This is a genomic window from Nocardiopsis sp. LDBS0036, from assembly GCF_041228755.1.
GTDB lineage: Bacteria > Actinomycetota > Actinomycetes > Streptosporangiales > Streptosporangiaceae > Nocardiopsis > Nocardiopsis dassonvillei.
Window position 1 is genome coordinate 474522 of sequence record NZ_CP141103.1, and the last position, 21352, is coordinate 495873.

At 73.5% G+C, this 21352-nt stretch carries 14 protein-coding genes, 1 pseudogene and 1 riboswitch; of the genes and pseudogenes, 6 read left to right on the forward strand and 9 right to left on the reverse strand.

Annotated features, from left to right (window positions below; genetic code table 11):
• Nucleotides 1–44: 44 nt before the first annotated feature.
• The 4 genes from cobM to UIS43_RS01835 are packed head-to-tail and all read right to left on the reverse strand — an operon-like array spanning nucleotide 45 to nucleotide 4046.
• Nucleotides 45–806: a precorrin-4 C(11)-methyltransferase gene (gene cobM / locus UIS43_RS01820; RefSeq protein ID WP_041553100.1), complete on the reverse strand. Its 762-nt coding sequence runs from the start codon at nucleotides 804–806 to the stop codon at nucleotides 45–47.
• Entirely contained in the window at nucleotides 791–2380 is a 1590-nt protein-coding gene (locus tag UIS43_RS01825; protein WP_370012242.1) for a precorrin-2 C(20)-methyltransferase, read from the reverse strand. Before UIS43_RS01825 ends, cobM begins: the two co-directional genes overlap by 16 nt.
• On the reverse strand, nucleotides 2377–3042 hold the full coding sequence (locus tag UIS43_RS01830; RefSeq protein ID WP_117198482.1) for a precorrin-8X methylmutase: 666 nt from the start codon (nucleotides 3040–3042) through the stop codon (nucleotides 2377–2379). Before UIS43_RS01830 ends, UIS43_RS01825 begins: the two co-directional genes overlap by 4 nt.
• On the reverse strand, nucleotides 3039–4046 hold the full coding sequence (locus UIS43_RS01835; protein WP_370012243.1) for a nitrite reductase: 1008 nt from the start codon (nucleotides 4044–4046) through the stop codon (nucleotides 3039–3041). Before UIS43_RS01835 ends, UIS43_RS01830 begins: the two co-directional genes overlap by 4 nt.
• Before the next feature lie 53 nt (nucleotides 4047–4099).
• Nucleotides 4100–4308, reverse strand: a riboswitch (cobalamin riboswitch).
• Nucleotides 4309–4512: 204 nt separating this feature from the next.
• Here UIS43_RS01835 and UIS43_RS01840 point away from each other — a divergent pair.
• Nucleotides 4513–7845 carry an AAA family ATPase gene (locus tag UIS43_RS01840; RefSeq protein WP_370012244.1) on the forward strand — a complete coding sequence of 1111 codons (3333 nt, stop codon included), beginning with the start codon at nucleotides 4513–4515 and terminating at the stop codon, nucleotides 7843–7845.
• 283 nt (nucleotides 7846–8128) lie between these two features.
• Nucleotides 8129–8296, forward strand: a complete 168-nt coding sequence (locus tag UIS43_RS01845; RefSeq protein ID WP_013152664.1) for a CsbD family protein — start codon at nucleotides 8129–8131, stop codon at nucleotides 8294–8296.
• Nucleotides 8297–8490: 194 nt separating this feature from the next.
• Here the strand turns inward: UIS43_RS01845 and nhaC are convergent, their stop codons facing one another.
• Both nhaC and UIS43_RS01855 read right to left on the reverse strand, forming a co-directional pair.
• Nucleotides 8491–9939, reverse strand: a complete 1449-nt coding sequence (nhaC, locus tag UIS43_RS01850) for a Na+/H+ antiporter NhaC (protein ID WP_358170290.1) — start codon at nucleotides 9937–9939, stop codon at nucleotides 8491–8493.
• 35 nt (nucleotides 9940–9974) lie between these two features.
• Nucleotides 9975–11108: a PLP-dependent aspartate aminotransferase family protein gene (locus tag UIS43_RS01855; protein WP_370012245.1), complete on the reverse strand. Its 1134-nt coding sequence runs from the start codon at nucleotides 11106–11108 to the stop codon at nucleotides 9975–9977.
• Nucleotides 11109–11470: 362 nt separating this feature from the next.
• Between UIS43_RS01855 and UIS43_RS01860 the strand changes: the two genes are divergently transcribed.
• Complete coding sequence (locus tag UIS43_RS01860) at nucleotides 11471–12274, forward strand: FadR/GntR family transcriptional regulator (protein ID WP_013152667.1); 804 nt, start codon at nucleotides 11471–11473, stop codon at nucleotides 12272–12274.
• A gap of 37 nt (nucleotides 12275–12311) precedes the next feature.
• Here the strand turns inward: UIS43_RS01860 and UIS43_RS01865 are convergent, their stop codons facing one another.
• Nucleotides 12312–14846 carry a DUF4118 domain-containing protein gene (locus UIS43_RS01865; protein ID WP_370012246.1) on the reverse strand — a complete coding sequence of 845 codons (2535 nt, stop codon included), beginning with the start codon at nucleotides 14844–14846 and terminating at the stop codon, nucleotides 12312–12314.
• Nucleotides 14847–15124: 278 nt separating this feature from the next.
• On the opposite strand from UIS43_RS01865, the pseudogene UIS43_RS01870 reads away from it, so the two are divergent.
• Nucleotides 15125–15895 (forward strand): annotated as a pseudogene (locus UIS43_RS01870) (response regulator); the annotation flags it as partial.
• Between the two features lie 65 nt (nucleotides 15896–15960).
• A complete protein-coding gene (locus UIS43_RS01875; protein ID WP_358170284.1) occupies nucleotides 15961–17400 on the forward strand; it encodes a potassium transporter TrkG in 1440 nt (479 codons plus the stop codon).
• 266 nt (nucleotides 17401–17666) lie between these two features.
• On the opposite strand, the gene UIS43_RS01880 is transcribed toward UIS43_RS01875, so the two are convergent.
• A complete protein-coding gene (locus tag UIS43_RS01880) occupies nucleotides 17667–18863 on the reverse strand; it encodes an FAD-dependent oxidoreductase (RefSeq protein ID WP_370012247.1) in 1197 nt (398 codons plus the stop codon).
• A gap of 38 nt (nucleotides 18864–18901) precedes the next feature.
• Nucleotides 18902–20233, reverse strand: a complete 1332-nt coding sequence (locus tag UIS43_RS01885; RefSeq protein WP_013152672.1) for a YeeE/YedE family protein — start codon at nucleotides 20231–20233, stop codon at nucleotides 18902–18904.
• Nucleotides 20234–21067: 834 nt separating this feature from the next.
• Between UIS43_RS01885 and UIS43_RS01890 the strand changes: the two genes are divergently transcribed.
• Entirely contained in the window at nucleotides 21068–21352 is a 285-nt protein-coding gene (locus UIS43_RS01890) for a hypothetical protein (RefSeq protein WP_013152673.1), read from the forward strand.

A 21352-nucleotide genomic window follows, 5' to 3' on the forward strand; every position in this document is an offset into this window, starting at 1 on the left:
GCGAACCCGCCCGCGGAGCCTCCGGAACCCCTTCGGGGCCCTCCCTACCCGCTGGCCCGCGGCCGGGCCGGGTCGTAGAGGTAGGACTCACCGCCCGCCCCGGGATCGAGCGCCCGCCCCACCAGGATCACCGCCGCCTGCCGGAACCCGGCCTCCTCCACCGCGTCGGCGACGGTGGAGACCGTGCCGCGCAGCACCGCCTCGCCCGGCTGGCTGGCCCGGTACACCACGACCACCGGGCAGTCGCCGCCGTACTCGGGTTCGATCTCGGCCATCAGCTCGCGCACCCGCCGGATCGCCAGGTGCAGCACCAGCGTGGCCCGGGTCGCGGCGAACGCGGCCAGCGACTCGGTCCCGGGCATGGCGGTCGAGCGGGCCCGCGTGCGGGTCAGCACCACCGACTGGGCCACCAGCGGCACGGTCAGCTCCCGTCCCGCCAGCGCCGAGGCGGCCGCGTACGCGGGCACCCCGGGCGTGACGTCCCACGGAACGCCGTGCGCGTCGAGCCTGCGGGTCTGCTCGGCCAGCGCCGAGTACAGCGACGGGTCGCCGGAGGTGAGCCGTACGACGTCGCGGCCCGCCGTGTGCGCGCGGACCAGGTGGTCGGTGATGCGGTCCAGGTCCAGGCCCTGGGTGTCCACCAGTTCGGCGCCGGGCGCGCAGTGCGTCAGGACCTGCGGGTCCAGGTAGGTGCCGGGGTAGAGGACCACGTCGGCCCCGGCGAGCATGCGTGTGGCGCGCACGGTCAGCAGGTCGGCGGCTCCGGGCCCCGCGCCCACGAAGTGCACGGTCACGGCTTCACCCACCTGGGGGTCCACACGCGGCCCGCCCCGGTGACCCGGGTTCCGGACGCGCCGACGATGAGCAGGCAGCGCATGTCCACGGCGGCGGGGTCGAGTTCGCCCAGGGTGGTCACCGTCAGGGACTCGCCTTCGCGGCCCACGTCGCGGCCGACGACGACCACGGTGTCGGGTTTGCGGTGCTCCAGCAGGATCCGGCGCGCGGTGACGATCTGCTCGGTCCGGGACCGGGAGGCGGGGTTGTAGACGGCCAGCGCCAGGTCGGCCTCGGCGACGGCGCGCAGACGCCGCTCGACCACCTCCCACGGCTTGAGGCGGTCCGACAGGCTCATCACCGCGAAGTCGCCGCCCACGGGGGCGCCCGCGCGGGCCGCGACCGCCTGGACGGCGCTGACCCCGGGCAGCACCCGGACGGGCACGTCCCGGTAGGCGGGGTCCTCGGCCGCCTCGAACACGGCGGTGGCCATGCCGAAGACCCCGGCGTCCCCGCCGGAGACCACGGCCACGCGTTCGCCGCGCCCGGCCAGGTCGAGGGCGAACCGGGCGCGCTGGAGTTCGACGGTGTTGCCGGAGGCGTGCCGGGTGAGCCCGGGGCGCTGCGGTACCCGGTTGACGTAGGGGCCGTAGCCCACCACGTGGTCCACCTCGGCCAGCGCCGCGCTCGCCTCGGGGGTGAGCCAGTCCTCGGGGCCCGGGCCCAGGCCCACGACCAGCAGTTCGGCCGCCGGTCCGGTGGTCGCGGACGCCGTGTCCGCCGCCGGTACGGCGGAACCGGGCCCCTCTTGGGTCGCCTGTGCCGTCTGCTCCGTCTGTGCCGTCTGCGTCCGCGCGGCCTCGCCGACCTTGCGGGAGCGCGGCCCGTTGCGGCTGTCCCCGGTCACCAGCACCAGGGAGAAGTAGGGCACCGTCGCCGGGTCCACCTCGGCCACCGGCAGCCGCCGCTCCCCGCCCATCGAGGCCCGCTCCACGTACACCGCGTGTTCCAGCCGCCCGGCCGCGGCCAGGGCGCGGCGCACGGCCGGGAAGGTCCGGCCCAGTTTCATGACCACGGCCGCGTCGGTGTCGGCCAGGCGGCGGGCCAGTTCCGGTTCGGGCAGGGTGCCGGGCAGCACGGTGAGCACGTCGGTCTGCCGGGCCAGCGGGGCGGCCGCGGCGGCCGTGGCGGCGGCGAACGCCGGGACGCCCGGCACGATCTCGGTGGGGTAGCGCTCGGACAGCCGGTCGTGCATGTACATGTACGACCCGTAGAACAGCGGATCGCCCTCGGAGAGCAGGACGACGTCGCGCCCGGCGTCCAGGTGGGCGGCCAGCCGGGCGGCGGACTCCTCGTAGAAGTCGGCCAGCGCCCCCGCGTAGCCGCCCGGGTGGTCGGTCGCCCCGGTGGTCACCGGATAGGTCAACCGCTCCTCGACCACCCCGTCCGGGATCAGCGCGTCGGCGATGCGGCGGGCGTTGGACTCCTTGCCCACACCCGCGTGGTAGGCGACGACGTCGGCCGCGGCGATGAGCCTGGCCGCCTTGAGGGTGATCAGCTCGGGGTCGCCCGGGCCGACGCCGACGCCGTGGAAACGGCCGGTCACTCTTCCTCCTTGGCGAGTGCGTTGAGGGCCGAGGAGGCCATCGCCGAACCCCCGCGACGGCCGCGCGCGGTCACGTAGGGGACGTCGAGGCCGTGCCGGTCGCGCAGCTCGGTCAACGCCTGCTTGGACTCGGCCGCGCCGATGAAGCCGACCGGGCAGCCGACGATCGCGGCGGGGCGCGGAGCGCCGTCGATCAGCATCTCCAGCAGGTGGAACAGGGCGGTGGGCGCGTTGCCGACGGCGACCACGGCGCCGTCGAGCAGCGGCTCCCACAGCGACACCGCGGCGGCCGTGCGGGTGGTGCCCCACTCCCGGGCCAGGCCGGGCACCCGCTCGTCACCCAGGAGGCAGAGCACCTCGTTGTCGCTGGGCAGGCGGCTCGCGGTCACGCCGGAGGCCACCATGCGCGCGTCGCACAGGATCGGCGCACCGGCCCGGAGGGCGGCGCGCGCCGCGGGGACCAGGTCGGGGTGGACGACGAGGTCGTCGGCGAGGTCGACCTGGCCGGTGCCGTGGATCATCCGCACGGCGAGCCGCTCGGCGTTGGCGGGCAGGTGGTCGAGCCGGGCCTCGCGCCGGATGGTGGCGAAGGAGTCGGCGTAGATGGCGGGCCCGTCGTCGACGTACTCGTAGTGCCGGTTCGGTCTTCTCGGGGAGGTCACCGCGCCTCCCCGGGGACGTGGTCGGGCTGTCCGGGAATGTGCTTGTCAGCCGGGACCGGCCTGTCGGGGCCGGGTCCGTGTTCCTCGGGGGCGAGCCTGTGCCGCCCGGACGCGGTCCCGTGTCCTGCGGGGACGAGGACGGCGCGCCACGGCGTGACGACGAGTTCGCCGGATCCGGCCTCGACGGCTTCGGCGGCGAGCGCGTCGGCGGCGGTCCGGTCCAGGCCCTCCTCGGGCACGGGGACGTGCCGTCCGATCCCGGGCACCGGGCCGTGCGGCAGCGGTGGCGCGGGCTCGGGCAGCCCCGGGGCGGGCGGCGCCGGGTCGATCAGGGGCGAGGGGAGTTCGGCCACGTGCCAGGGGGCGTCGGGGCCGTCCCCGCGCAGCTCCAGGAACCGGTCGGCGAGGCGCACGAGCGCGGCCGGGGCCTCCTCCAGCGGTGTCAGCGGGCCCCAGTGCTCCCCGACCCTGAGCTGGGCGGTACGCGCGTCGAGGGCGACCGCCCCCAGGTCGCAGGAGCGCTCCAGCAGGTCGCCGCTTCCGTCGTCCAGGACGAAGAGGAATCGGCCGGGCAGGGCGGCGCGGCGCGGTTCGGCGCACAGCAGCCCGTCCAGCTCGGCGGCCACGGGCCGCAGGTCCGCTCTTCCAGCCCCGAGCCCCGTGCGGGGGGAGACCATGATGTTGCGGACCAGCTCGTGGGAGGGCGAGGGCAGCAGGCCGGTGCCCTCCAGGGCCCGGAGCACCTCGGGGGACAGCCGCCCCCCGCTTCCGGGCAGGGCGCGCAGTTGCAGGTTGGCCCGCCCGGTGACGTGGATCCGGCCGTCGCCGTACTCCCGGGCCACGGCGGCCAGGGCGCGCAGCGAACGGACGGGGAGCCTGCCGCCGACGAGCCGGAGCCGGACCAGCAGCCCGTCGTCGGCGGGCCAGGGCCGCAGGGCGCCCGGGCAGCGGTCGCGCCGGGCGCGGACGGTGGGGGATGGGGATGGGGAGCCCATCGGGGACATGCGCGTCCTTCTGGTCAGGGACCCGTTCGCGGGGTCCTCGGTTGACCTGGCGGCCCGTCACCGCCAGCGCCAGCAGGTCTTCGGACTCGGGATCGACCGGTGCGGAGCGCCTTCCCGGAGCGTGCGCTCCAGTGGCTGTCCCGGGGAACCGCGTCCCCGGGGCGTGCCCGCCCGTCACCCTCACCGCTGCGCGTCAGCCCCGGATTCGCACCGGGTTCCCTGCCCCACGAGGTGGAGTTCGACTGGCTCGACGAGGGTACCGTTCCCCTCCCGGGCCAGGTCCGGGGGCCTTCCCCCGTCGCGGTCCCGGCGTGGCCCCGGCATGGTCCCGGCGTGGCCGGAGGCGGCCAGTCGCGGGCGGGAGAGCGCGGCCGGCACCGCACGACACAACCGGCCGATACGGTACGTACCGCGTATTCCTCGCACGGTCCGCGCCGCCGTGCCCTCACCCCCCGGGAGCCGATGGATGTACACGGTCCGAATCTCGCAGACCGACCCCTACGCCTTCCCCAGTCTGGACGCGGCGCTGCGGGCCCCGATGTACGCGGGAAGTGACCTGTACCTGCACGTCGAGCCGGGCCACTACGCCGAACCCCAGGTGATCGGTGTGAACCGGCACGTCATCGTGGTGCCCCTCCAGGGCCCCGGCACCGTGACGGTCTCGGCGGGCGACACGAACGTGTTCAACGTGCACAAGGGGCGGCTGGAACTGCACGGTGTGCACGTGCGCAACGCATCGGCCGAGTACCCGCCCGTGTACGTGCACCCCGAAGCCTTCCTGAAGGCCGTCGACTGCGTCTTCTCCGCGAGTACGCAAGTGAACGTGAAGAACACCGAAGCCGAGTTCACCAACTGCGGGTTCGCGGGCGGCGGACTCTACATGGACGGCTCCACGGGCAAGGTGGACGGCTGCCGTTTCACCGACGCCGTGCTCGTCGTCGAGGGCCCGGGCTCCCCCGAGATCCGCCGGACCACCTTCACCGGGGGCCACGACACATGGCACACCCTGCACATCTCCAAGGCCTCGCCCACGGTCACCGACTGCGTCCTGACCGACTGCGGAGGGGAGAGGACCCAGGCGGTCCACGTGCGGGACTCCGCCGCTCCGAAGTTCACCAACCTGACGATCACCGGGGACCGGGGCTGGCCGGTACGGGTGACCGGGCGCTCCAGGGCGGAGTTCCACCGCCTCAGGGTGGACGGCGGCCGTGCCGGAGGCGACTCCGTGTACGCCTGGGACGACTCCGAGCTGACCATCACCCACGGCCGCATCACCAACGCCAGGGCCAGCGCCCTGGCGACCGTCGGGGGCGCGTTGACCGTCCGGGACCTGGTCATCGAGGACGTTGCCCGGACAGGCCTCCACGGGGAGGGGGCCAGGGTCAGCGGTGAGGGGCTGTCCCTGGCCCGTGTCGATGGGAACGGGGTCTACGTCGAGGAGTGCCGGACGACGCTCTCCGACGTCGAGCTGCGTGACAGCCCCCAGGAGGCACGGGAGAAGTGGAGCGTGTTCGCCGCGCAGAAGGGGAGGTTCGAGGTCACCGGGTTGCGCGCCTCGAAGTCGCCGACGATGGTGCACATCGTCGACGCGCGGGGAAGCCTGACCGATCTGACCGGGGACGACGTCGAGGGCGGCCTCCTCGTCAGGCAGGACAGCACGGTCACGGTCAGCACGGCGACGGTCACCAACAGCAGACTCAACGCGCTGACCGTCAACGAAGGGTCCGAGGTCGAGGTCGACGGGATCCAGATCTCGGACTGTTCCCTGCACGGTGTCTACGCGGGGGGCGAGTCGCGCCTGGTCCTGCGCTCGTCGACGGTGAGCGGGTGCGCGTCGGCCGGAGTCGGCGTGGAGAACGGGGCCGTGGTCACGTTGGAGGACACCGTGGTCCGTGACGGGGACGGCTCCGGGCTGGCCGTGTACGGCACCAGCCGGGTGCGCCTGGTGGGGTGCACGGTCTCCGGCAACGCCGCTGAGGGGGTGGACGCCGAGGACACCGCCACCGTGCAGACCGAGGACACCGAGATCACCGGGAACGGGGGCGGTGACCGGGTCCAGGCGCGGGCCGCGACCGGCAGCGGCGGCGCGGCCGTGCCGGACGCGCCCGAGGGGGAGGTGCGGCCGCTGGAGGAACTGCTGGCCGAACTGGACGCCATGGTGGGCCTGGACGGGGTGAAGAAGGAGGTCCGCGCCCTCGTCAACTTCCAGCAGGTCAGCGTCAAGCGTGCGGCGGCGGGGCTGCCCGCGCTCAACGTCAGCCGCCACCTCGTCTTCTCCGGGCCGCCCGGAACCGGCAAGACCACCGTGGCCCGGCTCTACGGGCGGATCCTGCGCTCCCTGGGCGTGCTGGGGAGCGGCCAGTTCGTGGAGGCCGCCCGCCCCGACCTCGTGGCCGAGCACCTGGGCGGCACCAGCACCAAGGTCACCGAGGTGGTCGAGCGGGCCCGGGGCGGTGTGCTGTTCGTCGACGAGGCGTACGCGCTGTCCCGCAAGTTCGGCAGCGGATCGGACTTCGGCCAGGAGGCCATCGACACCCTCATCAAACTCATGGAGGACCTGCGCGAGGAGGTCGTCGTCATCTTCGCCGGGTACTCCAGCGAGATGCGCGGCTTCCTCGACGCCAACCCCGGGCTGCGGTCGAGGGTCGCCCGCACCGTCGAGTTCGAGAACTACTCGCCCGAACAGCTCACGACCATCTTCACGGGGATGGCGGACAGGCAGGGCTACACGCTGGGGGAGGGCACCCGGGAGCTGCTCATCCGGCACTTCCAGGCGCAGAAGCGCGACGAGACCTTCGGCAACGGGCGCGAGGCGCGCCGCGTGTTCGAGGAGACCGTCCAGACCCAGGCGACCCGGATCGTCGACGGCGACTTCGGTTCGGCGCGGGACCTGTCACTGATCCTGCCGGAGGACCTCGCCGACGTCGTGGACGGCGGGCTCTCCGCCAGGGTCGCGGAGGGGCCCAGGGACGCCGGTCAGGTCGAGGAGCTGATGCGCCGCCTGGACGCCATGGTGGGCCTGGCGGCGGTGAAGCGGGAGGTGGCCGACCTGGTGAACCTGATCTCGGCCGGACGCCGGCGGCAGGCGGCCGGGCTGGAGGCCCCGCTGCCCTCGCGACACCTGGTCTTCGCCGGGCCTCCGGGAACGGGCAAGACCACGGTCGCGCGGGTCTACGGGGAACTGCTGGCGGCCCTGGGGGTGCTCGCCCAGGGGCAGGTGGTGGAGGCCAGCCGGGCGGACCTGGTGGGCTCGTACGTGGGCCACACCGCCCAGCGCACGCGTGACGTGTTCGACCGGGCGCGCGGAGGCGTGCTGTTCATCGACGAGGCGTACGCGCTCGCCCGGCCGGGCGGCAGCGGCTCCGACTTCGGCCAGGAGGCCGTCGACACGCTCCTGAAGCTGATGGAGGACCACCGCGACGAGGTGGTGGTGATCGCCGCCGGTTACACCGGGGAGATGCGCGAGTTCATGGCGAGCAACCCGGGGCTGGAGTCGCGGTTCTCCGGGACGGTGGAGTTCGCCCCCTACGACGCGGACGAGCTGGTGCGGATCTTCGTCGGGATGGCCGAGGGCAGCGACTTCCTGGTGTCCGAGGAGACGCGCGGGGCGCTGGGCGCGCTGGTGGTCGAGCGGGCCGGGGTGTTCGGGGACGGCAACGGGCGCGAGGTCCGCAAGCTGTTCGAGGAGAGCGTGATCCGCCAGTCGCGGCGGATCGAGACGGCGGCCCTGGCGGGGGAGGTCCCCGGGGTGGCGGAGCTGCAGACCCTGCGCCCCGAGGACGTCGTGGGAGCTCCGTAGACCTCATGGGGGGCGACGGCTCCCCCCCCCACGCGGAGCGGTGGGTTCCGCAGCCTTGGAAACACGGCCCGCCCCCGGACGCGGAGGTGGGGCGGCGACGCGCGTTCGCGGGCCCGGCCCCGGTTCGTGTTCGGGCGGAACAGCGGTGGTGACGGCGGGCGTGGAGCGTTTCGAGGGTTTTGCGGGGATTTTAGGGTTTCTTGTTTCGGGCAGGGGACGGGGAGAGGGGCGGTTCGCAGGCCAGTACGCCGCTCCTCACGGGAACCACCGAAGGAGGAAGAGCGTGAGCGCCACCGAGAAGGGCCGCAGCCAGGCCGAGATGGTCAAGGGCAAGGCCAAGGAGACCACCGGCAAGGCCACCGGCAACGACCGCATGAAGAACGAGGGTCGCGCCGAGATGGCCAAGGGGCGCCTGCGCCAGGGCAAGGAGGACCTGAAGAAGGGCCGGTAGGTGCCGCCTTCGCGGACGGTCGCGGACGGCCCCCCGCCAGCGGGAGCCTCCCGCCCGACCAGCCGGACGGGGGAGGGTCGCGAGCCCCGGTCCCGCCGCGGCCGCCGACCTGACCGCCTTCGCGTCCGAGGGGAGCGGAGCACGTGCCCCGCACGTGCTCCGCTCCCCTTTCGCGTGGCCGCCCCGGGCGGGGCTCACGTCGTGGAGCGCTCCCGCTCCGGTTCGAGGCGGCGGATGCCGAAACCCCGGGTCAGCGGCGCGAGGAAGGCGATCAGGGCGGAGAACAGGAAACCGCTCCAGTTGAACACCGCCCACGGCAGGAACTCGAAGTTGGCCACGCCCAGGGTGGTGGCGAAGAAGACGCCCGACACCGTCCAGGGCATCAGCACCTCGGTGATCGTGACCGAGTCCTCCATGCTGCGCGACAGATTGACCGGGTGCAGGTTCCTGGCCCGGTAGGCGTCGCCGTAGACGTCCTTGACCAGGAAGAAGGTCACCAGCGCGTTGGAGGTGCCGTTGATGATGGTGAAGCCGGAGAGCAGGGTGGTGAGGATGAGGCTTCCCGTGGACCGCAGCCTGGCGATGAGCCCCTCCAGCAGGACCCGCAGCACGCCCGACTTCTCCAGCGCCGAGGCGAAGAAGAAGGCGCAGAAGACGAAGAACGCCGAGTTGTACATCGAGTACAGCCCGCCCCGGTTCACCAGCTCGGCCAGGACGTCGGAGACCCCGTCCCCCTGCGGCAGCATGTCGGTGGTGAAGCCGGAGACGACCGCGGCGAACAGGTCGCCCACGCTCGCCCCCTGGACCAGCAGCGCGATCAGCAGCGCCGTCATGGACGACGCGAACAGCACGACCAGCGGAGGCTTGCGCATGATCGACCCGGCGAGCACGACCACCGCCGGGATCAGCAGCAGCGGGTTGAGGGTGAACAGCTCGTTCAGCTCGGTGACGACCTCGTCGATACCGCCCAGACCGGCGGACGAGGTGGTGATGGTGGTGCCCGCGAGCAGGAAGACGACGGCGGCCAGCACCGACGAGGGCACGGCCGTGTAGAGCATGTGCCGGATGTGCTCGTAGAGGTTGGCGCCCGCCGCGAGCGAGCTCATGTTGGTGGTGTCCGACAGCGGCGAGAGCTTGTCCCCGAAGTAGGCGCCGGACACGACCGCGCCCGCCGTGATCGCCAGCGACACGTCCATTGTCTGGGCCACCCCGATCAGGGCGACGCCGATCGTGCCGCCCGAGCCCCAGGAGGTGCCGGTGAAGGTGGAGACCAGCGCGGTGGCCAGGAAGGCCAGCACGTACAGGTAGGACGGGTTGATGAGCTCCAGGCCGTAGTAGACCATGAGGGGGATCGTCCCGGCGATCATCCACGAGCCGATGAGCATGCCGATGCTCAGCAGGATCAGGACCGCGGGCAGGGCGCTCCTGAGCTTGTCGCCCATGTTCGTCAGCACGTCGTCCCAGCGCACGCCGTGCCAGAGCGCGAAGAGGGCGAACACCACCCCCGCGAAGATGAGCATGAGCTCGGCGGGGTACTTCAGGACGCCGATGCCGCCGACCAGAATCGCGACGGTGATGACCACGGGGACGCACGCCGCCGCCACGCCGGGTCGGCGGACGTGTTCGTCCGGGGGGTTAGCCATCTACTTTCCTCTCGGTGATGACCGCTTTCGGTCCTCTACAGTGCGGTGAAGGCCCTTTCGAGATCCTCGATCTGGCTGTCGGCCCCCTCCAGGCCCACGGAGAGGCGGACCATTCCGGGGGAGAATCCCCTCTCCCGCATCGCCCCCTCGTTTCCGGGCCGGACGGGAGCGGTGACCAGGCTTTCGTAACCGCCCCAGCTCGCGCCGATCCGGAACAGCGAAAGACGGTTGATGAAGGCCGCGACCTTCTCGAAGGAACCGTCCTTCAGGTCGAAACTGAGCAGCCCGGAGAAACCGCTGAACTGGTCCTTGACCAGGGGGTCGTCGGGCCGGTGGTCGTGGTGGGGGTGGTGGATCGCCGCCACCTCGGGCCGGGTCGCCAGGTAGTCGATGACCCGCACGGCGCTGCGCTCGTGCTCGGCCATCCTGATCGGCAGCGTCCGCAGCCCGCGCAGCACCATCGACGCCTCGACGGCCGACATGACCGAGCCCAGGAGCTGGAACCCCGTGTAGAAGAGGTCGCGCACGAAGGAGGCCGGGCCGATCACCGCCCCGCCCAGGACGTCGCTGTGACCGCCGATGTACTTGGTGCACGAGTGGATGACGATGTCCACCCCGGCCAGGATCGGCTTCTGGAAGAGCGGCGTGGACCAGGTGTTGTCCATCACGGTCCAGACGCCCCTGGCCCGTGCGGTCCGGGTGATCGCGGCCAGGTCCAGGACCTTCATCCGCATGGTCCCGGGGCTCTCGACGTAGACCAGCGCCGTGTTCTTGCGCAGGTGGGGCTCGATGTCGGACGTGCCGTCGGGCAGCACGGTGTGGTCGATGCCGAAACCGCGCAGGTGCTCGGCCATCTCCAGGGCCGGGCCGTAGGTGCTGTTGACGAAGAGGATGTGGTCCCCGCCGCGCAGCAGGCTCATCAGGACGGCGCTGATGGCCCCCATTCCGGAACCGAAGCACTTACAGGCCTCGCCGCGCTCCAGAAGGGCCAGCCTCTCCTCCAGAAAGGCCACCGTGGGATTGGCGCCGCGGCTGTAGACGTACCTCTCGTGTTCCTGTTCCTGCTCCTGGATGAACGCCTCGAACGAGGGTTTGGTGAAAATGCTGGTCTGGAAAACCGGAGGGGCGACCGCGCCGTGGACGTTCTCCGCCCCCTCCCACGCGCTCATGCAGATTTCCCTGTCGGACCTGTCCACCGTTGCCCTCCGGTCGGCTCGTGGGCGCGCTCGTGCGGGTGCGGTGGGGGGAGGTTTCCGACCCGCCGCCGCGCCCGCCGTCGCCGCCCGTGTGCGGGCGGTGCCCGCGCTCGTGTCGGTGCGGTCGGCGGTCGCCCGTGGCAGGCGACACCGCTCGCACGCGTGCTCACGGCAGGGCCGCGCGGTCGAGACGACGCGGGGCCCGTGCCGGTGCGGTCATCTTGTAGTACAAGCTGCTAAGTAGTCAATGGGGTGGTGCTGGTCAGCCCGCGGGTTCCGGTCTCTGTACGCTGGGGAGTCGGCACATCCCTCCAGCGAAGGACGAGGCGTACACGATGGGATCAGCGTCGCCGGGAACCCAGGGCGAAGGGCTCGCGGGCCGGTCCCAGCCGCGGCACGCCCGGCCGAACTCGCTGACCTCGCAGGTCGTCGCCTTCGTGGAGGAGCTGTGCGTGGGTCCCGACGCGCGGCCGGGCAGCCAGCTGCCCTCGGAGAAGGAACTCGCCGAACGCTTCGGCGTGAGCCGGGTCGTGCTGCGCGAGGCCCTGAGGACCCTGGAGGCCAAGGGCCTGATCCACCGCCGCCAGGGCAAACCCGCGGTCATCGCCTCGCCCAACGCCCTGCCGGTGGAGAACTTCGTGGCCCTGTCGGTGCTGCGCGACCGCCGGGCGCTGATGGAGTTCACCGAGATCCGCAAGGCGCTGGAGGTGCACGGCGCCCGGCTGGCCGCGCAGCGCATCGCCGGACCGGAGGAGGAGCAGACCCGCGAGGACATCGCCCGGGCCCGCCAGGCCATCGCCGACATGCGCGCCGCGCCCCTGGACGTGCCCAACCGCGTGCGCACCGACTTCGCCTTCCACCAGGCCCTGATCTCGGCCTCGGGCAACCGGAGCCTCACCCAGATCCTGGACGCGCTCGAACGGTCCCTGGCCGACAGCCGCGAGCAGAGCCACCGCCGGTTCCTGGCCACGGCGCAGGACCCGGCGGTGTCCGCGACCGAGCACGAGGAGGTGCTGGAGGCGGTGCTGAGCGGCGACCCCGCCCGCGCGGTGGCGGCGATGGAGGAGCACCTCCAGGTCACCCTGCGCGAGATCGAGACCCGCCCCAAGGCGGAGGGGACGCGGGAGGACCCGGCCTGACCGGCCGCCGGTCGCCGCTGTCCCGGGGGCGCGCGCCCTAACCCGCCGCTCCCGCGACGGGCAGCACCAGGCGCAGCGTCAGACCGCCGCCCGGGGTGGTCTCGGGCAGCAGCGAGCCCCCCATGGCCTCCATGAGCCCGCGCGCGAGCGCCAGGCCCAGCCCGAGCCCCGTCGCCGCGTCGGTGTCCCCGAGCCGCTGGAAGGGCACGAACATGCGCTCGCGCTCGTGCTCGGGCACCCCGGGCCCGTGGTCGGCCACCAGCAGTTCCACCTGGTCGCCCGTCCAGGAGGCGGTGACCGAGGGCGGCCGGTCGTGCGGGCTGAAGCGCAGGGCGTTGCCCACCACGTTGGCCAGCACCCGCTCCAGCAGGCCGGGGTCGGCCGCGACCTCCGGCAGCTCCTCGGGCACCCGCACCCGCACGGCGCGCCCCTGTTCGCCCAGGTCGTCCAGGACCGCGAACACCGACTCGCGCAGCGACAGGCCCGTGACCGTCACGCCCAGCACGCCCGCCTGGAGGCGGCTCATGTCCAGCAGGTCGGTCACCAGCCGGGTCAGGCGGTCCAGGGACTCGTCCGCCGTGGCCAGCAGTTCGGCCTGGACCTCCTCGCTGAAGCGCACCTCCCGGCTGCGCAGACTGGTCACCGACGCCTTGGCCGAGGCCAGGGGGGCCCGCAGGTCGTGGCTGACCGCGGCCAGCAGCGCGGTGCGCATCCGGTCGGCCTCCGCCAGCGTTCCGGCCGCGGCCGCCTCCTGAGCCAGCCGCTCCTGGCGCAGCGCGACGGCGGCCTGCGCGGCGAAGGCCTCGATGATGCGCCGCTCGCCCGCGCGCGGCCGGTGCCCGTGCAGCACCAGGGTCAGCCCCTCGTCCACCGGGACGTCCACGTCGGCCCCGCCCGGGGCCGAGTGGGGAAGCTCCCCGACGGAGGCGACCGCCTCCCACGCGCCGGGGTCGTTGCGGTGGTCGGGCCGGGAGGAGGCCTGCGGCCTGCGCTCCAGCAGCGCGACCGACTCCAGGGAGAAGGTCTCGCGCAGCCTCTCCAGCAGCGCCTCCAGGGGACGCGAGCCCCGCAGCACGCTTCCGGCCACCGTGGCCAGGGTCTGGGCCTCGGCGCTGGCCCGCGCCGCCTCGCGGGTGCGCCGGGCGGCCTTGTCGACCACCACGCTCACCGCCACGGCCACGAACACGAACACCACGAGGGTGAGCAGGTTGCCCGGCTGGTTGACCACCAGCGTCTCGTAGGGCTCGGTGAAGAAGAGGTTGAGCACCACGAACCCGCTGAACGCCGCCGCCAGCGCGGGCCACAGCCCGCCGACCAGCGCCGTCGCCGTCACGGTGGCGAACACCAGCAGGATTCCGCCGCTGAGGTACTCCTCGCTGTGGGGGACGCCGGTGCCGAACACCAGCAGCGCCAGCGCGGTGAGCGCCAGCGCGTACCCCGCCAGCCTGCGGCGGCGCGAGACCGCTCCCGAGCGGGCCCGTCCGGAGCCGCGCTCGGCCTCCTCCAGGATGACCAGGTGGACGTCGATGGACTCCGACAGCGCCGCGGTGGCCGCGCCCACCCCCGGCCGCAGCAGGCGGGCGAGCCTGCCCCGCCCGCTCGCGCCCAGGACCAGCTGGGTGGCGTCCACCCCCTGGGCGAACGCGGTCAGCGCGGCGGGTACGTCCTCGCCCAGGACCTGGTGGTAGGTGCCGCCCAGGTCCTCCACCAGCACCCGCTGCCGGGCGAGCATGGCGGGGTCGGCGCCCACCGGGCCGTCGCCGAGCGCCACGTGCACGGCCAGCAGCTCGACGCCCCTGCCGCGCCCCGCGATCCGGGCGGCCCGGCGGATGAGCGCCTCCCCGCCGGGGCCTCCGCTCAGGCCCACGACCACGCGTTCGCGGGTCTGCCACGCCGAGGCCGCGCGGTGCTCGCCGCGGTGGCGCCTGAGCTCGTCGTCCACGCGCCCGGCCAGCCACAGCAGCGCCAGCTCGCGCAGGGCGGTCAGGGTGTCGGCCCGGAACCGGTGGCCCAGCGCGGCGTCGATCCGGTCGGGGCCGTAGACGTTGCCGTGCGCGAGCCGACGCCGCAGGGCCTCGGGCGTCATGTCCACCAGTTCGATCTGGTCGGCCCCGCGCACCCACGCGTCGGGCACGGTCTCGCTCTGGCGGGTGCCGGTGACGCGCTCCACGACGTCGTTGAGCGACTCCAGGTGCTGGACGTCGAGTGTGGACAGCACCGTGATCCCCGCCTCCAGCAGGGCCTCGATGTCCTGCCAGCGTCGGGCGTTGCGCGCGCCGGGGGCGTTGGCGTGCGCGAGGTCGTCCACGAGGACGACCTGCGGGCGGCGGGCCAGCACGGCGTCCAGGTCCATCTCCTCCAGGCGGGCTCCCCGGTGGGTCAGGACGGCGCGCGGGATGGTTTCCAGGTCGTCCACCATCGCCTCCGTCATCGCCCGGCCGCGGCTCTCCACGAACCCGATGACCACGTCGGCGCCGCGGTCGCGGCGCCGGTGCGCCTCGTCCAGCATCCGGTAGGTCTTGCCGACACCGGGCGCCGCGCCCAGGTAGACGCGCAAGTGGCCGCGTGTCATCGTGTGCCCCCTTCCGGCTTCCCCATCCTGACTGGTCACGGAGGTGTTTTCGGACATTTCACTGCTAACAGGGCGCTAAATCCGGCCCCCGGGCTGCCAAGGGAGCGTTAGCGTTCCCCTCGTGCCGGCCGCCACCGCGCGGAGTCGTCGCGGCGCCGGTGCCGTCGCGACCTGCGGACACGGCGTCCGTGCCGCGGCGACCCGCGGGGGCGGCGCGTCTGGCATCGTGAGCGCGGAGCCCCGTCCGGGGCGTCCGAACGGGGGAGACACGGACCAGTATGGACACGGACACCGGCACCGGCGCGGACAGAGCGCCCTCGGTCCTCGTCGTCGACGACGACCCCCTCATCCGCAGGACGCTGGAGGTGAACCTGCGGGCCCGCGGCTACACCGCCTACCTCGCCGACACCGGTGAGCACGCGCTGCGGCTGGTGGCCCGCCACCATCCCGACCTGCTCCTGCTCGATCTGGGCCTGTCCGGCATGGACGGCCTGGAGGTCCTGCGGGGGCTGCGCGGGTGGACGGACGTGCCGGTGGTCGTGCTCTCGGGGCGCGACACCGAGCCCATGAAGGTCCAGGCGCTGGACCTGGGCGCCGACGACTACGTCATCAAGCCCTTCGGGATGGACGAGCTGTTCGCCCGGGTGCGCGCGGCCATGCGCCGCTCCGCGGTGCCCGAGTACGAGGCGGCGGTGGACACCGCCGACTTCACGGTGGACCTGGCCGCCAAGCAGGTCCTGCGCGGCGGCGAGCCGGTGCGGCTGACCCCGCGCCAGTGGCACATCGTGGAGGTCCTGGCGCGCAACCCCGACCGCCTGGTCACCCACAAGCACCTGCTCAACGAGGTGTGGGGACCCGCGTACGGGCGCGAGACCAACTACCTGCGGGTGTTCATGACCAAGATCCGCCAGCGCCTGGAGCCGGACCCGCCCCGGCCGCGCTACTTCCTCACCGAACCCGGGCTGGGCTACCGGTTCCGGCCGGGCGGTGGCGGCGCCGAGGGAGGGGCCGCCGGGGGCGCGTCCGGGGCGGAAGGTCGTGAGAGCGGGCCGGAGGGCCGGGAGACCGGGACGGAGGGTCCGGAACCCGGGCCGAAGGATCAGGAGAACGGCCGGTGAGAACGGGAACCGGGCAGTACCCACCGGGCCCACGGGCACCACGGGTCCCGAGGATCCCGGTCCGCGCCGGTGTCCGCGCGGACCGGAGGCTGCGCGACCTGTCCGGGTGGATCAAGCCGCCGCAGCTCACGGCGGCGGCCTTCGCCGCCCTGATCCTGATCGGCGCGGGCCTGCTGTCGCTGCCCGCCGCCACCGAGGCCGGGGAGCGGGCACCCTTCGACACGGCCCTGTTCACCGCCACCTCGGCGGCCAGCGTGACCGGCCTGGCGGTGGTGGACACCGCCTCCTACTGGTCGGGGCTGGGCGAGGCGGTGATCCTGGTCCTGATCCAGGTCGGCGGGTTCGGCATCATGGCGCTGGCCACCGTCCTGACCCTGGTGGTCGGGCGGCAGCTCGGGCTGCGGATGGCGGTGCGCACGGGCTCGGAGGCCAAGGTGGTCACGCTGGGCGAGGTGCGCCAATTGGTCACCGGGGTCCTGGTGGTGACGGTGGTGTTCGAGACGACCCTGGCCGTGGCGCTGACGCTGCGCTGGTGGCTGGGGTACGGGCTGTCCCTCCCCGAGGCCGTCTACACGGGCGTCTTCCACGCCGTCTCGGCCTTCAACAACGCCGGGTTCGCTCTCTACGCCGACAGCCTCATGGGGTTCGCCGAGGACCCGTGGATCACGGTCCCGGTGGCCCTGGGGGTCCTGGCCGGAGGGCTCGGCTTCCCGGTGTGGGTGGAGCTGTGGCGCTTCACCCGGCGCCGGGCCGAGCACCGCCACTGGACGCTGCACGTCAAGATCACCCTGGTGATGACGGGGCTGCTGCTCGTGGTGGGGTTCGTGGCCTTCCTGGCCCTGGAGTGGTCCAACCCGGCGACCATGGGCGGGCTCGACCTGCGCGGAAAGCTGCTCACCGCGTTCTTCCAGTCGGTGATGCCGCGCACGGCGGGCTTCAACAGCCTCGACTTCGGTCAGATGAACACCCAGACGCTGCTGGTCACCGACATCCTGATGTTCGTCGGAGGAGGCAGCGCGGGCACGGCCGGGGGCATCAAGGTGACGACCTTCGCCGTGCTGGCCTTCGTGATCTACGCCAACGTGCGCGGTGAGCCCACGGTCCACGTGTCGGGCCGCCGCCTGGCCGAGGGCACCACCTCGCAGGCGACCACGGTGGTGCTGCTGGCGCTGGGCCTGGTGCTGGCGGGGACGCTGACCCTGATGACGATCACCCCGTTCACCCTGGACCAGATCCTGTTCGAGACGACGTCGGCCTTCGCCACGGTCGGGCTGTCCACCGGCATCACGGCCGACCTGCCGCTGCTGGGGCAGGCGGTGCTGATGTTCTTGATGTTCGTGGGCAGGATCGGGCCGATCACGCTGGCCTCGGCCCTGGCGCTGCGCCGCCGCCCCCGCCTGTACGAGCTGCCCGAGGAGCGGCCGATCGTCGGTTGAGCGGTGAGCGGTGAGCGGTGAGCGTTCAGCGGTAGGCGCTGGTCAGCGCGCGGTCAGCGGTGTGCGGGCTGCCGGAGTCCGCGTCCCCGCTCCTGCCCGGTGCCACGCCGGCGGCGGGGCTTCGAGCCCCGCACGGGCCGCGACGGCCTGGGGGTCGGTGGCCCCGCCCTGGTCGGCGTCACGCCGCTGGCGCGCGCCGCTGTCAAAGCGGCGTTCGCCGGGGGAGGGCAGCGGCCCCCAACCCTTTCCGGAGAGCGCCGCGATCCCTACTCCCGCCGGGCGAGGGCGGCGGTGATCTCGGCGACGGTGGCCTTGGCCGTGCGCCCTGCGCCGATGAGGGTGGCCGACGCGGCACCGGTCCAGTCCCCGTAGCCCAGCAGGAACAGCCGGGGTTCGGCCACGGAGCGGGTCCCCTCCAGCGCGATCCGGCCACGGCCGTCCGCCAGCCCCAGCGGGGCCAGGTGGTCCAGCACCGGCCGGAACCCCGTGCACCACAGGACGGCGTCGCAGTCCAGGGAGGTGCCGTCGTTCCAGGCCACACCGGTGCGGGTGAGGCGGTCGAACATCGGCTCGGCCTTGAGCGCGCCGCGCTCGCGCGCCTCGCGGACCGTCGGCACCACCACGATGTCCCCCAGATCACCGACTCCCTCGGGGGCCTCCTCGCCCCGCTGCGCCGCCCGCTGCGCGCGGGTGGCGACGCCGAACAGGGCGCGCCCGTCCAGGTCGTCGGGCAGGAACCGGGGCGGGCGCGCGGTGGCCCAGGTGGTCTCGGCCACCTCGGACAGTTCGGCGAGGATCTGGGCCGCGGAGTTGCCGCCGCCCACGACCACGACCCGCTGCCCGGCGAACTCCTCCGGCCCCCGGTAGCCGACCGTGTGCAGCTGCCTGCCCGCGAACAGCCCCCGGCCCGCGACGTCGGGGACGTGGGGCGCCCGCCAGGTGCCGGTGGCGCTGATGACGTGGCGGGCGCGCCAGCTCACCAGGGGGGACCGCTGGGCGGGGGAACCAGGGGAGCCGGGGACGGCCGGTGGCCGCCCGCCGCCGTCCACGGGCCGCTCCGCCGCGGAGCGGGGCGCCCCCGACAGGAGTCCGCGCCCGGTCCCCTCCCGGGCGAGCACGCGCAGGGCCCCGTCCTCACGTTCGACCGCCTCCACACGGACCGGGCGGCGCACGGGCAGCTCGTAGCGGCGCTCGTACTCGGCCAGGTACCGGGCCACGTGCCGCGCGCTCGGGTACTCCCGCCCCTCCTCGGCTGGCATCCACCAGCCCGGCAGCATGCTGTGCTCGGCGGGGGAGAACAGCCGCAGCGAGTCCCAGTACTCCGTCCAGGACCCGCCCGGCCCCTCACCCGCGTCCAGGACGGCGAAGTCGAGCCCGGCCCGCCGCAGGAAGTACCCCGCCGCGAGCCCGGCCTGCCCGCCGCCGACCACCACCACGTCGTGCACGTGCTCCGCACCGTCCATTCCCCGTCCCTCCGTCAGCGGTGCCGCGGCACCCGGGTTCAGCAGACGCTGTCGCCCGGCTTGGGCACGCCCAGGCCGAACAGGCTGCGGGCCCGCAGCCCCGCCCAGGTCCCGGCCAGGGCGAAGACCGCCCACAGCCACCCGTGCAGGCTGCCCGAACCGATTCCGGCCAGGTAAGCGCCGATGTTGCAGCCGCCCGCCAGCCGGGCGCCGATGCCCATGAGGATGCCGCCCAGGAGCCCGGCGGCGACGAGCTTCCAGCTCAGGCCGGTGTGGAGCTTCCACGCCCCGGCGGCGGCCGCGGCCACGGCGGCGCCCAGGATGATGCCGATGTTGGTCAGGCTGGTCTTGTCCTGGAGCACCGGACCGGCGAGCTGCGCGGCCTGCTGGGGCTGGTTCCAGAACGCCCAGGTCTCGGGGTGCGCGCCCAGCAGCTGGAGCGCCTTGGCGCCCCACAGGTTGAAGGCGGAGGTGACGCCCCAGGCGCCGCCGGAGACCAGCAGCACCGCCGCGCCGAGCACCGACAGCACCAGGGCCCCGGCGATCATGGGCCAGCTGCCCCGGACCACGCGCAGCAGGCCCCGCGCCGAGGGCGGCGTGCCCACGGGCGGCGGGACGCGGCGGTTCTGCACGACGCGGGTGCCCACGACCACGGCCGCGAGCACGGCGATGGTGATCGCCCAGGATCCGCCCCATCCCACGTGGTCGGAGAGCAGGAACGGCGGCAGCGCGGGCAGGTCGTTGACCAGCGGCCACGCGGCGCTGTAGATCACCGATCCCGCGATGAAGCCGACGAGGGTGATGACGATGGCCGACTGGCCGGAGCCGACCGCGAAGAGCGTGCCCGAGGCGCAGGCGCCACCCAGCTGCATGCCGATGCCGAACAGGAACGCGCCCAGGAACAGGGCGATGCCGATGGGTCCGGCCGAGGCCTGCGGGTCGTTGCCGAACAACCCGGTTCCGGTGCCGATGACCAGCGCGAACAGGGTCGCGGTGGTGCCCAGCAGCACGGCGTGCGCGCGCAGGCCGGTGCCGTTGCCCACGGCGAGGAACTGCCGCCAGGCGGAGGTGAAGCCGAACCGGGAGTGGAACAGGGTGAAGCCCAGGCCCGTGCCCAGGAGCAGCAGGACGGCGGGCAGCGCGCCGTGGGTGTTCCACACGTAGGCGGCCAGGCCCACGGCCACGGCCAGGGCGATGCCGAGCGGCCACCAGCGGACCGGTTCGGCCTCGGCCGCGCGGGGCTGCGGCACGGACAGGGTCGGCCGCCAGCTCAGGGACAGGGCGGGCGAGACGGGCGCGGCGGCGTCCGGTGCGGTGCCCGCGGGGGCGGGTTCGGTGGCGCCGGGAGGCGCGGAGGGGTGAGTGGTCACGGGGCAGCTGTCCAAACGGTGACGGAGCGGGTGTCGGCCGTGGCCGAACGGGGACGGGGACACCGGTACCGCGGGGACGCCGGGCGCGGAGGAGACCGCGCGCAGGGGGAGGGGGACGGGGCCCGGTCAGCGCACGCCGTCGCGGCACCGGCGGCGACAGAGTCCGTCGTCGGTGCTCGTCAGCGACATGGAGATGAGCACCATGCGCAGGAAGCGGGCTTTATCGGACACGGGGCTCAGTGTAGGACAAAGTCCAGTGGGGGTGAGGAGACCGTGACGAAGCGCACGGGCGCGCGCTGGTCCAGAACGCTGGGTGTGTCGTCCCGGAGGCGGTGACGCGTACCGGCGCGCGAACGGGACGCGCCGTGGAATGTGTGTGATCCACCGGGAGACGTTGTCCCTGGTGGGGCGGTATCGGGGCTCGTGGCGCCCGCCGATCACGGCGGGTGGCGGGGCGGGCCCATGTTTACCCGAGGCAGGCCGGGTAGACAGGAGGGTGTGCACCTGCGCACCCCGCGGACCACGGGGGCGGCCGTCAAGGCCACGAGGTCCGGGGGACACGGCGCGGGTGCGGGGTCGGGCGCCTACGGGGGTGGGCGCGACCGGCCCGCGCCGGACCTCCGCTATCGGGGGATTCGAGAGGGTCCGGCGAGACGCGGGAGCCCCCGCGCGACCCGGTCGCGCGGGGGCTTTTCCCTTTTCCGGCTCGGTTGGCCGCTACGTGTAGTTACCAAGAGTTGCAATATAACTACTCTTGGTAAACACTGGATGTGTTCCGTCGCCCTGGCCCGTCCGCGGGCCTCCATCCGAGAAGGAAGAACCCTCCCCGTGCCCATGACACTGACGCGTGCCGCCCTCACCGCGGCCGCCGCCCTGGCCCTGGCCGGGCTGGCCGGCGCCCCCGCCCTGGCCGACGAGGCCACCGCCGAGCCCACCACGGAACCCTCCTGCGGCAGCCCCCTGGTGCTGCTCTCGCCCGGTGCGAAGGTCGAGGGCAGCAGCTGCTCAGTGGTGAGCACGGTCGAGCAGGAGCTCCAGAGCGTCGGTTCGGGTGGCCTGTTGCCCAGCATGCCCAGCATGGCCGGTATGTCCGGCATGCCCGGCACCGGCTGGGGCTGA

Bases quoted from the DNA above. Each gene is read 5' to 3' on its own strand.
- UIS43_RS01835 (WP_370012243.1), bottom strand. From the start codon at position 4,046: ATGTCCCCGATGGGCTCCCCATCCCCATCCCCCACCGTCCGCGCCCGG.
- UIS43_RS01840 (WP_370012244.1), top strand. From the start codon at position 4,513: ATGTACACGGTCCGAATCTCGCAGACCGACCCCTACGCCTTCCCCAGT.
- nhaC (WP_358170290.1), bottom strand. From the start codon at position 9,939: ATGGCTAACCCCCCGGACGAACACGTCCGCCGACCCGGCGTGGCGGCG.
- UIS43_RS01855 (WP_370012245.1), bottom strand. From the start codon at position 11,108: ATGAGCGCGTGGGAGGGGGCGGAGAACGTCCACGGCGCGGTCGCCCCT.
- UIS43_RS01860 (WP_013152667.1), top strand. From the start codon at position 11,471: ATGGGATCAGCGTCGCCGGGAACCCAGGGCGAAGGGCTCGCGGGCCGG.
- UIS43_RS01865 (WP_370012246.1), bottom strand. From the start codon at position 14,846: ATGACACGCGGCCACTTGCGCGTCTACCTGGGCGCGGCGCCCGGTGTC.
- UIS43_RS01880 (WP_370012247.1), bottom strand. From the start codon at position 18,863: ATGGACGGTGCGGAGCACGTGCACGACGTGGTGGTGGTCGGCGGCGGG.
- UIS43_RS01890 (WP_013152673.1), top strand. From the start codon at position 21,068: ATGACACTGACGCGTGCCGCCCTCACCGCGGCCGCCGCCCTGGCCCTG.